A 15,090-nucleotide genomic window follows, 5' to 3' on the forward strand; every position below is an offset into this window, starting at 1 on the left:
GCGTCCCTGCAAAGCGCGTTCATCATGCTGAGTTTCCAAGACCTGATCCTGACCCTGCACCGCTATTGGGGCGAGCAGGGGTGTGCCATTCTCCAGCCTTACGACCTGGAAATGGGTGCGGGGACGTTTCACCCTGCGACGGTGCTGCGCGCGCTGGGTCCCGATCCGTGGCGCGCCGCCTATGTCCAGCCGTGCCGCCGCCCGACCGACGGACGCTATGGCGAAAACCCCAACCGGCTGGGCCATTATTATCAGTATCAGGTGATGCTGAAGCCCGCCCCCGAGGACTTGCAGCAGCTGTATCTCGGCTCGCTCGACGCAATCGGGATCGATCCGCTCAAGCACGATATCCGCTTCGTCGAGGACGACTGGGAAAGCCCGACGCTGGGCGCCTGGGGCCTTGGCTGGGAAGTGTGGTGCGACGGGATGGAAGTCACCCAGTTCACGTATTTCCAGCAGGTCGGCGGTTTCGACTGCAAGCCGGTATCGGGCGAGCTCACCTACGGGCTGGAGCGGCTGGCAATTTACATTCAGGGCGTCGACAACGTCTTCGACCTCAAGTTCAACGATCACGGTACGACCTATCGCGACGTGTTCCTCGAGAACGAAAAGCAGATGTCGAAATGGCATTTCGAGATCGCCGATACCGACGCGCTGTTCGACCAGTTCAAGAAGGCGGTCGCCGAAGCGCAGAACAGCCTCGAGCACCAGGTGCCGATCGCGGCCTATGAGCAAGCGATCAAGGCAAGCCACATCTTCAACACGCTGCAGGCGCGTGGCGTGATCTCGGTTGCCGAGCGCCAGGCCTATATCGGCCGGGTTCGCGATCTGGCGAAGGGCGCCTGCGCGGCATGGATCGAGCATATGGGGTACGCGAAATGAGCGATTTCCTGCTCGAACTGTTTTCCGAAGAAATCCCGGCACGCATGCAGGCCGGAGCGCGGCGCGACCTCGAACGACTGTTCAAGGCGCAGCTGGGCGAGGCGGGGCTGAAGGCCGACGCCGTCATCACTTATTCCACGCCGCGCCGGCTGGCGCTGATCGCGAGCGGGCTGCCCGAGCAAACCGAGGCCGTGAGCGAGGAGGCGAAGGGTCCGCCCGAGGGTGCGCCCGATGCGGCGGTCGACGGCTTCTGTCGCAAGCAGGGCATTTCGCGCGACCAGCTGGAAGTGCGCGAAGTGAAGGGGCGAAACACCTATTTCGCGGTGATCGACAAGCCGGGCCAGCCGACGACCGACATTCTCGGGCCGGCGGTTGCGGCCATCGTGCGCGATTTTCCCTGGCCCAAGTCGATGCGCTGGGGCGCCGCGTCTTCGTCGAGCGAGAGCCTGCGCTGGGTACGCCCGCTGCACCGGATCGTCGCCATGCTTGGCGAGCAATTGGTGCCGGTCGACATTGAAGGCGTCGCCTGTGGTGCGGCGAGCCTGGGGCATCGTTTTCACCATCCGGGCGAGATCACCTTTGGCGGGGCGCACGACTATGTGGACAAGCTCAAGATGGCGCATGTGCTGGTCGATCATGAAGAGCGCGAGGCGATCGTGCGCGAGGGCGCACAGAAACTTGCCAAGGATGCGGGCTACGAGTTGGTCGAGGATGAAGGGCTCGTCGTCGAGAATGCGGGCCTGACCGAATGGCCGGTGCCATTGCTCGGCAAGTTCGATCCCGACTTTCTCGATGTGCCCGAAGAGGTGATCCAGAAGACCGCACGCGCCGACCAGAAATATTTCGTCATGCGCGATGGCGACAAATTGGCGCCGGCCTTTGTGTGCACGGCGAATATCGAGAGCAGCGACCCGCACGCGGTTGTGGCGGGCAACGAGCGCGTGCTGGCCGCACGCCTGTCCGACGCGCGCTTCTTCTGGGAGAATGATCTCAAGGTGCCGCTGGAAAGCCTTGGCGACCAGCTGGCCGATATCGTCTTTCACGAGAAGCTTGGGACGGTGGCCGACAAGGTCGACCGCGTGGCCAAGCTGGCGCGCTGGCTGGCCGAGGAAAATATCGTTGACGCCGATCCCGAGAAGGTCGAGCGCGCCGCGCGCCTGTCGAAGAACGACCTCGTCACCGGACTGGTCGGCGAGTTTGGCGAGTTGCAGGGCATTGTCGGGGGACACCTGGCGCGCGCGCAGGGCGAGCCGGATGATATCGCCGATGCGGTGCGCGATCATTACAAGCCGGTGGGGCAGGGCGACGACGTCCCGACCGCGCCTGTGTCGGTGGCAGTGAGCCTGGCCGACAAGCTGGACAGCCTTCGCGAATTCTTTCGTATCGACGAGAAGCCCACGGGGTCGAAGGACCCGTTCGCGCTTCGTCGCGCGGCCCTGGGCGTCATCCGCCTTGCGACCGAAAACGGGCTGCGGCTACCGGTGGCCGAAGGCGACCTGCTCGACTTCTTCGCCGACCGTTTAAAGGTGCAGCAGAAGGAAGCGGGGGTTCGCCACGACCTGATCGATGCGGTGTTCGCCAAGGAAGGCGAGGACGATCTCGTGCCCATCCTGGCGCGGGTGAAAGCGCTACAGGCGTTCATGGACAGCGAGGATGGCGCGAACCTTCATGCCGCCTACAAGCGCGCCGCGAACATCCTCAAGAAGGAGGGGTTCGAAGGCGCGGGCGAGGTGCCCGGCACGCTGATCCAGGACGGCGAGGAAGACCCCCTCGCATTGGTCGATGAGGGCCAGGCGAGTGCTGCGGCGGCGATGGGCGACGGCGAACTCGAACCGGCCGAGCGCGCGCTGGCCGATGCGCTGGTGACGGCAGCGCCGGTGGCGGCACAGGCGCTCGAAGACGAAAACTTCACGAAGGCGATGGAAGCGCTCGCCTCATTGCGCGCGCCGATCGATGCCTTCTTCGACGAAGTGACCGTGAACGCCGACGATGCGAACGTGCGCCAGCGGCGGCTTGCGCTCCTCGCGCGGTTCCGCGGGGCGGTGAACCAGGTCGCCGATTTCGGCCGGATCGAGGGCTAACAGAGCCTAGCGCGGGGTTTGCGTGCCCGGCTCGATACGGTCGTCGATGCCGTCATCGTCGACGTCGACCTTGCCGGTCTTGAGCGCGGCGGCGCGAAGGCTGTCGCGTTCGCGCCATTCGGTTTCGGCCATCTTATATTCGGCCTCGACCGCTTCACGGCGGGTAACCTCCTCCTTGTAGAGCGTCTTCCACTTCTTTCCGCGGCCGGAAAGCAGGAACAGGCCGACGAGGATACCGAGGACGAAGACCAGGCCGATGATGATCCACTGGTCGGGGGTGAACTGGGTCATGTGAATACTCCCGCTGTTTCGTGAACCAGCGTTTTGGAGCCGCACGGGTTCCCAAACGGAAATCGCCGCCGTCCACATACTCGGGACGGCGGCGATCCTTCCCCCCACCAGGGAAGTGCGGTTGCGTGCGCTTCCTACTGCTTGTCGAGGAAGTTGTCGGAAATCGCACAGGCCGCCGGGCCGAGGATGACGACAAACAGCACCGGCAGAATGAACATGATGAGCGGGATGGTCATGATGGCCGGAAGGCGCGCGGCCTTTTCCTCGGCGCGCATCATGCGCTCGTTGCGGAACTCGGCCGAAAGCACGCGCAGCGCGCTGGCGATCGGGGTCCCGTATTTCTCGGTCTGGATCATGGTCGTGACCACGCCGCGAACGGCTTCCAGGTCCACGCGTTTGGCGAGGTTCTCGAACGCCTGGCGGCGCTCGTTGAGGAAGCCGAGTTCGATGGCGGTCAGGCCGAATTCGTCACCCAGTTCGGGATAAGCCTTGCCGAGTTCCTTCGACACGCGGTCGAACGAGGCGTCGACGGTGAGGCCGGCTTCGGCGCAGATGACCAGGAGGTCGAGCGCATCGGGCAGGCCCTTTTGGATCAGCGCGCTACGCTTATCGACCTTGTTCTTGAGCCAGATGTCGGCGCCCTTGTAGCCGCCCACAAGCGCACCGGCAGTAACGCCGTATTTCTTGAACCAGCTCCAGTCGGGATACATGTCGAGGATGTAGATCATCGTGACCGCGATGCCGCCGAGCACGATCGGCCCGACGAAGCGCGCGGCGATGACGAACACCGCGAGGTCCTTGTTGCGGATACCGGCCTGCATGAGGCGGACCTGCGCCTTCTCGACCTGCTCTTCCTGCAGCATCTTGAAGTTGGCGAGCAGGTCGCGAACCTTGTCGGCGGTGTGGTTTTCCTTGCGCAGCGACTTGCGCTTGTTGGTCGAGGCGACGATGCCGGCCTTGAGCTGTTCGCGGCGGGCATTGAGCGCTTTCACGCGCTTGGCCATCGGGTCCTTAACCGTGGTCGCGGCGTAGATGGCGGTCATCACCGCGAGCGCGGCAACCGCCGAGAGCATGGTCGCGACCCAGATCACATCGACGCCCATCAGCGTCGGTCCGGAAGCGGCCGCAAGGAGGAGGTGGGTTAGGATCGTCATCATGTCCCCCTAGATCTCGAAGTTGACCATCTTGGCCATCATGAAGGCGCCGATCGACATCCACACGAGGCCGCCCATGCCGGCGATCATCAGACGCTCGTCGACGAAAAAGCCGCCCATGTAGCTCGGATTGATCATCCAGATGAGGCCGAAGACGATGAAGGGCAGCGAGCCCACGATCAGCGCCGAGGCCTTCGATTCCGAGCTCATCGCGCGGATCTTGAGCTTCATCTGCGCGCGCTTGCGCAGCACGTCGGCGAGGTTCGACAGCGTCTCGGCGAGGTTACCACCCGTCTCGCGCTGGATCGCCAGCGTGATGACGAAGAACTGGAACTCGGCGGTGCCGAGGCGGTCGGCGGTTTCCTGGAGGGCGGCCTCCATGGTCTTGCCGATCTTCATCTTGTCGGACACGTTCCCGAACTCGTCGCCGACGGGGCCGGGCAGTTCGTTCGACACGATGCCGAGCGTTTCGGTGATCGGGAGACCCGAGCGCAGGCCGCGCACCATCAGCTCGATGGCGTCGGGGAAGTTATCGTTAAACTGCTTCAGGCGCTTCTTGATCAGGAAGCCGATCGCGAAGTGCGGGATGCCTGCACCGGCGAGCAGGCCGACGAAGAAGGCGAGCGAGAAGGGCGCGCCGCGGATCATCAGCAGGCCCGCGACCACAACCGCAATGCCGAGCGACGCCATGGCATATTGCTTGAGCGTGATGACCTTGCCCGTCTGCGACATGCGCAGCTTAAGCTGGGCAGGGCGCGGCAAGAGGCGGGCGATGCCGCCTTCGTCGTTATCCTTGCGCTTGGCCATCAGCTTGCGGATCTGCATCTGCGCGTTGGCCTTAAGCGCGCCGCCCTCTGCGTGGCGGTTGCGCACGACTTCCATGCGGCGCTTGACCGACTTCTTGGGGCTGGGCCCGCTCATCATCTTGTATCCGACCAGGCCGAATACGAGGACGAGAATGGCAAGTACGGCGTAGAACATCATGCTTCCTTGCTAGGAAGGTGGGGCAGGGGACGCTTGCCCCCCACCGTCACCATCGTCGGTTACGCAGCTTCGGCCTTGGGCTTGGACAGCATCGACTTGATGCCGCTGAGCATCGACTTGCTGCTGCCGCCCGGCGCATCGGCCAGCGCTTCTTCCTCGTCGCTGGCATGGCTGAGCACCATGTTCGACAGGGTGGCGAAGGGCTGCGCGATCTTGCCGGTGGCGATTTCCGCCAGCGGTTTGCCGAGCTTGGCGGCCTGCGCGGTGGTCTTGGGATCGAGCGGGAAGACGATGTCCACGCCGCGTTCGATCGACTGCTCGAAATCCTTCTTGGAGATTTCGAGCGCACCACCACCGGGCACCTTGTTGGCGACCACGATGACCTTGGTCTGCGGCGCGTTCGACTTGAGCCAGGCGAGGACACGGATGGTGTCACGCGTGGCGGCAAGCGTCAGCTCGCTGACGACCACCGCGACATGGGCATCATGCACCATGTGCGGATAGTTGATCAGCATGTTGCGCGGCAGGTCCATGACGCACGATTCGAAGGCATTCTTCATCTCTTCCTGGAGCTGGAAGAAGGCCGTTCCATCGGTCATCATCGGCTGGTTGATCGGCGCTTCGGCCGAGAGCACCGAAAGACGCTCGTTGGCGCGAACCATGGCGCGTTCGATGAACAGGCCGTCGATACGCGACGGGTTCTCGATCGCGTCGGTCAGACCGCGACCCGGTTCGAGATCGAGGCTGAGCGCCCCGGTACCGAAGTGGATGTCGAGGTCGAGCAACGCAGTCGAGCGATGCGCTTTTTCACCGAACATCCACGCCATGCTGGTAGCCAGCGTCGAGGCGCCGACACCACCGCGCACACCGATGACCGCGGTCATGATGTGGGGCTTTTCCTGCTGCGCTTCAGCGCGCGGACCCGACAGCATGGCCTGGGCCTGCGCGAAAACGTCGCGCACCTGGTCGACCGTGAACGGCTTGACCAGATAATCGTGGATGCCGCTTGCGACGAGGTCGCGATAGAGGCGGACGTCATTGACCTGGCCGGCGGCGATCACGATCGTGCCCGGCTCGCAGACCTCTGCGAGGCCATTGATGTCGGTCAGCGGATCTGCGCTTTCGGACAGGTCGATGAACAGCACGTTCGGGCTGGCCGAGACCGACAGGGACTGGACCGCATTGCGCAGGCCGCCCTTGTTCACTTTCTCGGCAGACCAGCCATATTCGACCGCGACGGGACCGATCAGGTCTGCGGTTTCGTCGTCACAAACGAATGCGGTGAACGGCTCGCGAAGGCCCGCACGGGCTTGGAAAGGCGCGTTCATGTTATTCTCCCTCGCTGGTCGAGATTTCCATCAGCCCGCCTTCACCGGTCAGCGGCTGTTCGCGATAGCTGCGAACGGCGCGGGCCGAGGTGCGGGCGTCGACGGTGGCGGCACCCGGGCGACCGTGAACCAGGTCTTCCGGATTGGCGATCATGGCCGCCAGGTTGCCGTTTACCGCGCAACCGAAGTTGGGCATGGACTCGTTGGCCGGGTTGCCGTGGCTCTCACCTTCCCAGGCAGGGCAGGTAGGCATGCTGGCATGCGCACGGGTCACGACCACGCGGGCCATGCCAGGCTCGATCGATCCCTGCGTCACCGGCGCGCCGTCGGCCAGAAGAAGGCCGTAGCGACCCGCCAGGCGGGCAACGTCGTTGCGTGCATAGGCCGCGTTGGCACCGTCGATATAAACTCGGTCACCGTAGCGCAGGCCGAGCGATCCGAACCAGGCGTCGAGCGCCTGCATGCCGGACGCCGGGACACCCGAGGCCGAAGCCGGGATATCGTAGGCGAAGTTCTGGCGCTCCACGACGGGGACGTGCACCGGCGCGAGGCCGCGACGATCGTCGGACGGATAGCCGGTCGAGCAGGCCGCGGTGCCGCAAGCGACCAGCAGAAGGGCGATGGTCTTTTTCATGTTTTCTCTCCCAATCCGCCAGTTACATCGAGAAGCCAGGCTGCGCGGCACCGGCGTCGCTCGAAACACCCGGGCTGGCCGGGGCTTCGTTGACGACGGCATTGCCGTTGGCCGAAGGCTGGTTGGTGCCGTCATAGGTCGAGCCGAGGAGATAGCGATCGGCATCATAGGGTGCGCGATAGCCATCGACCGGAGTGGCGAGCTGGGTCGAGACCGGCTTCACCAGATACGGCGTGACGACAATGACGAGTTCGGTTTCGTTGCGACGATAGCTGGTCGAACGGAACAGCGAACCGATGATCGGGATGTCGCCGAGGAACGGCGCTTTCTCGATATTGTTCGTGCCCGTGTTGCGCAGCAGGCCGGCAATCATGAAGCTCTGCCCCGAGCCCATTTCGACCGTGGTTTCGGCACGGCGAGTGGTGAGGGCGGGAACGTCGAAGCCGTTAAGACGGATCGACCCTTCGGTCGACAGTTCCGACACTTCCGGCGCGACACGCATCGAGATGCGACCATCGGCAAGGACGTACGGCGTGAAAGCGAGGCCGACACCATATTCCTTATACTCGATCGCAACGTTGCCGAGCGACTGGCTGACCGGGATCGGGAATTCACCACCGGCCAGGAAGCTGGCGGTTTCACCCGATAGCGCGGACAGGTTGGGTTCGGCGAGCGTGGTCACGAGACCGTCGGTCTCCGCAAGGTCGAGCGAACCCAGGATGTCGAGCCCGAACAGGCTGGTCAGTCCCGAGAAGGTCGTACCGATCGGCGAGCGAACGACGTTGCCGACGCCTCCGGTCAGTTCGGCGGAACCCTGACCGATCCCGAAGATGAAATCACCCCCGGTCGGATCGTCGACGTCGAGGTTCATTCCCATCGACTTGAGCATCGTGCGGTTGATCTCGGCGATGCGAACCTTGAGCAGCACCTGCAGCGGGGTTGCCATCTGCAGGCGGCTGACGACCTGGGTGCCTTCACCGACATAGGCCTGGACGAGGCGCTCGGCCTCCTCGGCATCGTCGGGATCGGCAACCGTGCCGGTCAGCAGCATCAGGTTGTTCATCGGCGTCGCCTGGATGTTGGCTTCGGGCATGGCGAGGCGGAGCATTTCTGCAACTGACCCGACATTGTTGCCGACGCGAACATTGGCGGCGTAGACGACGTTGCCGCTGGGCCCCGTCGCGTAGATGGTGGTCTCACCCGCGGCCTTGCCGAATATGTAGAGCTGGCGGTTCGAACGCACCTGAACATCGGCGATGCCCGGGTTGGCGACGAACAGGTCGCTCATGCTGCCCGGCAGCTGCACCAGCGTACCGGTGTTGGCCGAGATATTCAGCGTTTCGGAAGGCTGGACGGCACCCGACTGGGCGGCGGCCGGCGCGGCGAAGCCGACGGGGGCCATGGCGACCGCGATGGCGGCAAGCCCGGCGCCCAGCAGGCGTTTATGTGCTTTGAGTTTCGTCATCTTAGCGTGCTCCCACGGGAACGACGGTCACGGCATTGCCGCGAGCGACACGAACGGACGGACCGGCCGACACATAGCCACCAGCCGGCGCGGCAGGCGCGCTGGGCTGGGCGTTCGACGAGCCACCGCTACCCTGCGACGGGATTGAGCTGCGCTGGAAGCGCGAGACCTGGCCGCCGGTGGTGTAGGTGATGTCGGTGTCGATCGGCTTGTTGGCGACGGCGAGAAGCAGCTTGCGCTCTTCGCCGGGCGTTGCATCCTCGGGCACTTCCACTTCGCCACTGGCGATGGCGCGCTCGAGTTCGGCAGTGTTGTCAACAAGCGCGCGAAGCGACAGGCTGAGCTGGCCGATGGTCTGTGCAACGGCAACCTTTTCCGCAATCTTGGGAGTGGCTTCGACGGTGACGGTCGAGAAGGTCTTCACTTCGACCTGGCCGTCCTCGTTCTTGTCCGTGATCCGCTGGTCGGTGGCCAGCACGCGTAGGTTGCGCACGATGGTTTCCGATGCCTTGAGCGAGGGACCGTCACCCGAAACTTCCTGCGTGAGCACGAGGTCGACGCGGTCGCCCGGGAAGATGAAGCCCGCAACACCCGAAGTGTTCGAGACCGGGATCGTCACGGCGCGCATGCCCGGGCCGAGCGCCGCGGCAAGGAAGCCACGATCTTCGGGACCTACGAGCGAACCGCGCGTGATCGGCTGGCCCGCCGCAATGGCAGTGCGCACTACCGTACCGTAGAGGGCGGTCGGATCGCTGTCCTCCTCGTCTTCGGTATAGTAGGTGCCGTCCAGCAATTCCTTCGGCCATGCCTGGAAGACCAGGTCATCGGCTTCGATGATGGTGCCCACCGGAAGCGGTTTGCGTGCGATCAGCACTTCGGGCCCGGCCGGGACGACCGGCGCTGCCTGTGCCTGGTTCGCACCCGAACCGGAGAACATGTTCTTGGCCATGATCGCCGTGACGACCGCGATGACCAGCGCTCCAACGAGCAGGATCAGTTTTTTTCCATTCATGGCGATTTCGCCTCCCCAAAGGGTCCCCTCAACTGTGCCTAGTGATCAGGCAAAATGGTTAAGAAAGCGTTGGGCGACATTCCACAGCCCGCCCACTGCAATCGCGACCCCGTACGGGATCTTCGGATCGCCCGGTTTTCCGCGAATTTTACGAAGGATGATGGCGCCGATCGTGACCAGACCGCCGGCCAGCGCCATGACGACGATGAAGCGCAATGTCTCGCCCGGCGTAAACCAAAGCGCGATCGCGGCGGCCAGTTTGACGTCTCCGCCGCCCATCATCCCGAAGCGATAGAGCAGCGCGAGACCGCCGAACACGGCGCCTGCGACGACGAGTCGAATCAGCATGTCGCTCAGCGCCACCGCGTCGACGATCCACCACAGCGGGGCGAGGGCCGCGACTACCAGCACCAGCCGGTTGCGGATCAGGTAGGTCTGCACGTCGCGCACGGCCGCGTAGATGAGCAGCAATGCGTGCGCGCCGAGCAGCAACAGGGTGAAAGTGTCGTCAATCATGACCGAGCGGTCTAGACGCGGCGCCTTGAGAAACCGTAACCAGCCCAGCCGATGAGTGAGTTTCCGGACAGAATCGCGATCGTAGGCGCCGGTATCGCTGGTGCGAGCGTTGGCGCGCGGCTGGCAGCGGCGGGCGCGAACGTCGTGCTGCTCGAGGCCGAGTCGCAGCCGGGAATGCATGCGACGGGGCGCTCGGCCGCGTTCTGGCAAGCGAGCCTGGGCGGCGACACGCCCGAACGGCAGCTAAGCCTGGCGTCCAAGCCGATGTTCGATGCGCGCTGGCCGGGGAGCGAGGTGCCGTTGCTGCGCAAGCGCGGGGCGATCCACCTGACCGGGCCGTGCGGCGAGGAGTTCCCCGCGCCGGGGGATTTGGCGGGCGAGGATGTGCCGGTGCGGCTCGATCGGGCAGCGCTCGATGCCCGGATCGAGGGGCTACGCGACCATTGGTCGGGCGGCTGGTGGGAAGCCAGCTGTTCGGACATCGATGTCGCGGCCTTCCACGCGGCGTGCCTTGCGGCGGTCCGGCGGCACGGGGGCGAGATCGTCACCGATGACGAGTTGGAGAGCGCAACGCGTCTGGACGGTCGCTGGGTGATCGAGGCAGGCGGGCGCAGGATCGAGGCGTCGGTGCTGGTCAACGCCGCGGGCGCCTGGGGCGATGTGGTGGCCGAGCGGGCAGGGGTGAAGCCGATGGGGCTGGTGCCCAAGCGGCGCACAGTGGCTCAATTGCGCGTCGGCAAAAGCGGATTGCGCGACACGCCCTTCGTCACCGACCTGCACGCCAGCTTTTACTTCAAGGGCGAGGGCGACGATACGGTGTGGGTCTGCCCGCTCGACGAAAGCGAGAGCCCTCCCTGCGACAGCGCACCTGAAGAGATTGACGTCGCGACGGCGGTCGATCGGTTCGAGAAAGCGATCGATTGGCCGGTCGAAGCGGTGGAGCGCAAGTGGGCAGGGCTGCGGACCTTTGCGCCCGACGGGCGGATGAAATTCGGGTTCGACGAAGAAGCGGACGGTTTCTTCTGGTGCGTGGGGCAGGGCGGCATGGGGATCCAGACCGCTCCGGCCTACTCGCTGCTTTGTGCGAACTTGATCCTCAAACAGCCGCTCGATGACGCGCTGGAGGGCATTTCGGCGGAGAATTTCGCGCCCTAGTCGGCGGCCCAATTCTTGGCTTGCGCGGTGGCGAGCTCGTCGGCGCGTTCGTTCTCCGGATGACCGGCGTGGCCCTTTACCCAATGCCAGGTGACGTGGTGGCGGGCAGCGGCTTCCTCGAGCGCCATCCACAGGTCGGCATTCTTGACCGGTTTCTTGGCGGCATTTTTCCAGCCATTCTTCTTCCAGCCGTGGATCCACTTGGTGATCCCGTCGCGGACGTAGACCGAATCGGTGGTGACTTCGACCGTGCAGGGGCGTTTGAGCGCGTTCAGCGCCTCGATCGCCGCCATCAGCTCCATGCGGTTGTTGGTCGTCTCGATATCGCCGCCCGAGAGCTCGCGTTCCTCACCGTTCCAGCGGAGCACGGCACCCCAGCCGCCGGGGCCGGGATTGCCCTTGCACGAGCCGTCGGTGAAAATCTCGACCTTGTCCCCCTGCATGCGGATCAGGCGACCAGCTTGCGGGGAAGCTTGAAGATCATGCCTTCGGGCTCGTGCTCTGCTTCGCTCTCGTTGACGTTGAAGCGTTCGCCCAGCGCATCGATGACTTCGCGGACGAGGATTTCGGGTGCCGATGCGCCGGCGGTGACGCCGACCGATCGCGGCTGTCCCAGCCAATCCCAGTCGATGTCGCCCGCCCGTTCGATCAGGCGCGCAGGGATGCCCTTGCGCTCGGCGACTTCGGCAAGACGGCGGCTGTTGGAGCTGTTAGGCGCGCCGATGACCAGCATCCGGTCGCATCGTTCGCTGATCGCCTTGACTGCAGCCTGCCGGTTGGACGTGGCGTAGCAAATATCCTCGCTTTTGGGCTCCTGGATGCCCGGGAAACGCTCCTTGAGGACGGCGATGACGGCAGCTGTGTCATCGACCGACAAGGTGGTCTGGGTGAGGAATCCGGTCTTCTCAGGGTTAGCAATCTCGACCGCGCGAGCGTCTTCTTCGGTCTCGATCAGTGTCATCTTGCCTTCGGGCACCTGTCCGAAGGTGCCGATGACCTCGGGATGGCCTTCGTGACCGATGAAGAGGATCTGATAGCCCTTTTCGACCATGCGCTCGGCCTGGCGGTGGACCTTGCTGACCAGCGGGCAGGTCGCGTCGAGATAGTCGAGCCCGCGCACTTCGGCGGCATTGGGCACTGCCTTGGGCACGCCATGGGCGGAAAAAACCACGGGGCGACCGTCGGGCACCGAATCGAGTGTTTCGACGAACACGGCGCCCAGGCCGCGCAGCCGGTCGACGACAAAGCGGTTGTGGACGATCTCGTGGCGCACGTAGACGGGCGGGCCGTAGCGTTCGAGCGCCAGTTCGACGATCTTGATGGCGCGATCGACGCCGGCGCAGAAGCCGCGCGGCGCGGCGACGAGGACGTCGAGGGCAGGTTTGCTCGCATTCATGAAAGCCCATGTAGGACTTCTCTTGCAGGGTTGAAACCCGCTTCCTATGGAAAGGCGACAACGATGAGACCTGAAGGAACACGCCACGTGAAGAACGCCATCCTGCCGCTTGCAACGATCCTGGCGCTGAGTGCCTGCAGCACGGGCGGCCAGCTCGACAGTCTTGGCGGGGTCTATTCGGAACGTTCGCTCTGCCCGCAGCTGGGCATTCCCGCCGGCACCGGCGATGTCACCTTGTTCCACCCGGGCGGGGTTGCGGCCGACTATCTCGATGTCACCGCGACGATCACGAACCTCCGGTCGGAATGTTATGAAAGCGGTGGCCAGCTCATCTCGGTCGCGACCTATGACGTGGTGGCACAGCGCCGCGCCGCGGGCCCGCCGCGTGCAGTGAGCCTGCCGGTCTATAATGTCGCGATGCAAGGCGGGAGCAATGTCGTCGCCAAGCGTGTGGCGCCGGTGACCGTGAATTTCGAGAATGGCCAGTTGATGGGCCAAGCCACCGGAACGGCGACGATCCGCGTCGATCGGGCGGCGGTGACCCTGCCGGACAATGTCCGCGCCGAGCTGACTCGCAAGCGCAAGGCCGGCGAAGTCGATGCCGCGATCGACCCGCTGACCGTCCCCGCGATTCGCGATGCGGTGAGCCGCGCGACGTTCGAGCATCTGGTCGGTTTCCAGCTGACGCAGGACCAGCTGCGCTACAACGCGACGCGTTGATCCGCGCACCAGCGCGAAATCTTCACCGCTTCGCCGCTTAGGCGATTGACGCCTTCAGGAGGGTGGGCCATGGCTGCGCCTGTCTTCGGCAGGGGGCGACTCCTGCCGGGGTGCCGCGCGGGAGAGTGTGCGCCTCAGAAAAGGGGTTCACCGCCGAAGGAGCAAGCCGCCCCCGGAATCTCTCAGGCTTCAGGACCGCGCGGGGCCTGGACACTCTGGAAAGCGCTGTCCCCGAGGCGGCCACCGAAGGAGTAACCCCGTACGTCCCACCACGGGGGAAACTCTCAGGTCATCGCGACAGATGGGGGCCTTGATTACGCCAGCATGGTGCCGGCGCACGAATTGAGGACCGGCGATGACGAAGAAACTACCCCTCGACCAGTGGCACCGCGACCAGGGCGCGCGCATGGTGCCCTTCGCCGGTTACGAGATGCCGGTGCAATATGAGGGGATCATCGCCGAACATCAGTGGGTGCGCGAGAAAGCGGGCCTTTTCGACGTCAGCCACATGGGCCAGCTTTCGGTCAAAGGCGAAAATGCCGCACAAGCGCTCGAAAGCCTGATGCCCGGCGACTTCCAGAACCTTAAGGACGGTCGCGCGCGCTACTCGATGCTGCTCGACGAGAATGGCGGGATTATCGACGACCTGATCGTCACCAACGCGCATGAGAGCTTCCTGCTGGTCGTCAACGGCGCGACAAAGGACGGAGACATCGAGATTCTGAAGACCCGACTGCCCGCCGGCGTCGAGCTCCTGCATCACGAGGACCAAGCGTTGCTCGCGCTGCAGGGGCCGATGGCGGAGGAAGTGATGACGCGTCACATCCCGGGCGCCAAGGACCTGGCATTCATGCAGGCCGGGCTGACCGACTGGCGGGGCAGCTATCTTTGGATCAGCCGCACGGGCTATACCGGCGAAGACGGGTTCGAGGTCTCGATCCTCAACGACCGAGTGGAAGAATTTGCCGATGCCTTGGTCGCCGACAAGCGGGTCAAGCCGATCGGGTTGGGCGCGCGCGACTCGCTTCGTCTCGAGGCCGGATTGCCGCTCTACGGGCATGATCTCGATACCGAGACGACGCCGGTGATGGCCGACCTGGGTTTTGCCATATCGAAACTTCGCCGCGAAGATGGTGGCTTTCCGGGGGGCAAACGCATTCTCGATGAGCTGGAAAACGGCCCCGCCGTCAAACGCGCCGGTTTCCTCGTCGAAGGGCGCCAGCCGGTTCGCGAAGGCGCGAAGCTACTCGACGGTGAGGGCAATCTCGTCGGCAAGATTACCAGTGGCGGCTTCTCGCCGACGCTCGAGCGGCCCATCGCCATGGGCTATCTCGCCACGCACCTGACCGACGAGGGCACAGGCGTGAAGGCGGAACAGCGCGGCAAGCTGTTCGACCTGACCGTGACGCCGATGCCGTTCGTGCCGCATCGCTATCATCGCAAGAAGAAATAAGGCCAACAGGGAGGCTGAA

15 protein-coding genes and 1 riboswitch are annotated in these 15,090 nt (G+C 64.4%); of the genes, 5 read left to right on the forward strand and 10 right to left on the reverse strand.

The features are described from left to right. Positions 1–24 precede the first annotated feature (24 nt). Positions 25–882 (forward strand): glycine--tRNA ligase subunit alpha, encoded by an 858-nt coding sequence (locus tag KTQ36_RS05875; protein WP_218632783.1) that lies wholly within the window; start codon positions 25–27, stop codon positions 880–882. Then, positions 879–2,963: a glycine--tRNA ligase subunit beta gene (gene glyS / locus KTQ36_RS05880; RefSeq protein ID WP_218632784.1), complete on the forward strand. Its 2,085-nt coding sequence runs from the start codon at positions 879–881 to the stop codon at positions 2,961–2,963. The genes KTQ36_RS05875 and glyS overlap by 4 nt, the downstream gene beginning before the upstream one ends. 6 nt (positions 2,964–2,969) lie before the next feature. Here the strand turns inward: glyS and KTQ36_RS05885 are convergent, their stop codons facing one another. From KTQ36_RS05885 to KTQ36_RS05920, 8 genes are all read right to left on the reverse strand, one after another. After that, the gene (locus tag KTQ36_RS05885) at positions 2,970–3,254 is read right to left on the reverse strand and encodes a hypothetical protein (RefSeq protein ID WP_218632785.1); all 285 of its coding nucleotides are present in this window, start codon (positions 3,252–3,254) and stop codon (positions 2,970–2,972) included. 134 nt (positions 3,255–3,388) lie between these two features. After that, complete coding sequence (locus KTQ36_RS05890) at positions 3,389–4,411, reverse strand: type II secretion system F family protein (protein WP_255554394.1); 1,023 nt, start codon at positions 4,409–4,411, stop codon at positions 3,389–3,391. Positions 4,412–4,417: 6 nt separating this feature from the next. After that, a complete protein-coding gene (locus KTQ36_RS05895; RefSeq protein ID WP_218632786.1) occupies positions 4,418–5,392 on the reverse strand; it encodes a type II secretion system F family protein in 975 nt (324 codons plus the stop codon). A 59-nt stretch (positions 5,393–5,451) separates the two neighbouring features. Continuing rightward, on the reverse strand, positions 5,452–6,720 hold the full coding sequence (locus KTQ36_RS05900; RefSeq protein WP_218632787.1) for a CpaE/TadZ family protein: 1,269 nt from the start codon (positions 6,718–6,720) through the stop codon (positions 5,452–5,454). Between the two features lies 1 nt (position 6,721). After that, complete coding sequence (locus tag KTQ36_RS05905) at positions 6,722–7,354, reverse strand: CpaD family pilus assembly protein (protein WP_218632788.1); 633 nt, start codon at positions 7,352–7,354, stop codon at positions 6,722–6,724. 22 nt (positions 7,355–7,376) lie between these two features. Further along, positions 7,377–8,819: a type II and III secretion system protein family protein gene (locus KTQ36_RS05910; RefSeq protein WP_218632789.1), complete on the reverse strand. Its 1,443-nt coding sequence runs from the start codon at positions 8,817–8,819 to the stop codon at positions 7,377–7,379. A gap of 1 nt (position 8,820) precedes the next feature. Then, complete coding sequence (gene cpaB, locus KTQ36_RS05915) at positions 8,821–9,831, reverse strand: Flp pilus assembly protein CpaB (RefSeq protein ID WP_218632790.1); 1,011 nt, start codon at positions 9,829–9,831, stop codon at positions 8,821–8,823. 45 nt (positions 9,832–9,876) lie between these two features. Further along, a complete protein-coding gene (locus KTQ36_RS05920) occupies positions 9,877–10,347 on the reverse strand; it encodes an A24 family peptidase (RefSeq protein ID WP_218632791.1) in 471 nt (156 codons plus the stop codon). A 51-nt stretch (positions 10,348–10,398) separates the two neighbouring features. Here KTQ36_RS05920 and KTQ36_RS05925 point away from each other — a divergent pair, with 51 nt between their 5' ends. Then, positions 10,399–11,502: an NAD(P)/FAD-dependent oxidoreductase gene (locus KTQ36_RS05925; protein WP_218632792.1), complete on the forward strand. Its 1,104-nt coding sequence runs from the start codon at positions 10,399–10,401 to the stop codon at positions 11,500–11,502. Here KTQ36_RS05925 and rnhA read toward each other — a convergent pair. Further along, positions 11,499–11,945 carry a ribonuclease HI gene (rnhA, locus tag KTQ36_RS05930; protein WP_218632793.1) on the reverse strand — a complete coding sequence of 149 codons (447 nt, stop codon included), beginning with the start codon at positions 11,943–11,945 and terminating at the stop codon, positions 11,499–11,501. The genes KTQ36_RS05925 and rnhA overlap by 4 nt on opposite strands. A 5-nt stretch (positions 11,946–11,950) precedes the next feature. After that, positions 11,951–12,898: a 4-hydroxy-3-methylbut-2-enyl diphosphate reductase gene (gene ispH, locus KTQ36_RS05935; RefSeq protein ID WP_218632794.1), complete on the reverse strand. Its 948-nt coding sequence runs from the start codon at positions 12,896–12,898 to the stop codon at positions 11,951–11,953. Between the two features lie 87 nt (positions 12,899–12,985). On the opposite strand from ispH, the gene KTQ36_RS05940 reads away from it, so the two are divergent. Together KTQ36_RS05940 and gcvT are read left to right on the forward strand one after the other, a co-directional pair. After that, complete coding sequence (locus tag KTQ36_RS05940) at positions 12,986–13,618, forward strand: hypothetical protein (RefSeq protein WP_345777675.1); 633 nt, start codon at positions 12,986–12,988, stop codon at positions 13,616–13,618. A 108-nt stretch (positions 13,619–13,726) separates the two neighbouring features. After that, a riboswitch (glycine riboswitch) is annotated at positions 13,727–13,826 on the forward strand. 147 nt (positions 13,827–13,973) lie between these two features. Then, on the forward strand, positions 13,974–15,071 hold the full coding sequence (gcvT, locus tag KTQ36_RS05945; protein ID WP_218632795.1) for a glycine cleavage system aminomethyltransferase GcvT: 1,098 nt from the start codon (positions 13,974–13,976) through the stop codon (positions 15,069–15,071). Positions 15,072–15,090: the final 19 nt, after the last annotated feature.

It is taken from the genome of Sphingomicrobium clamense (assembly GCF_019264355.1).
GTDB classification, from domain to species: Bacteria; Pseudomonadota; Alphaproteobacteria; order Sphingomonadales; family Sphingomonadaceae; genus Sphingomicrobium; species Sphingomicrobium clamense.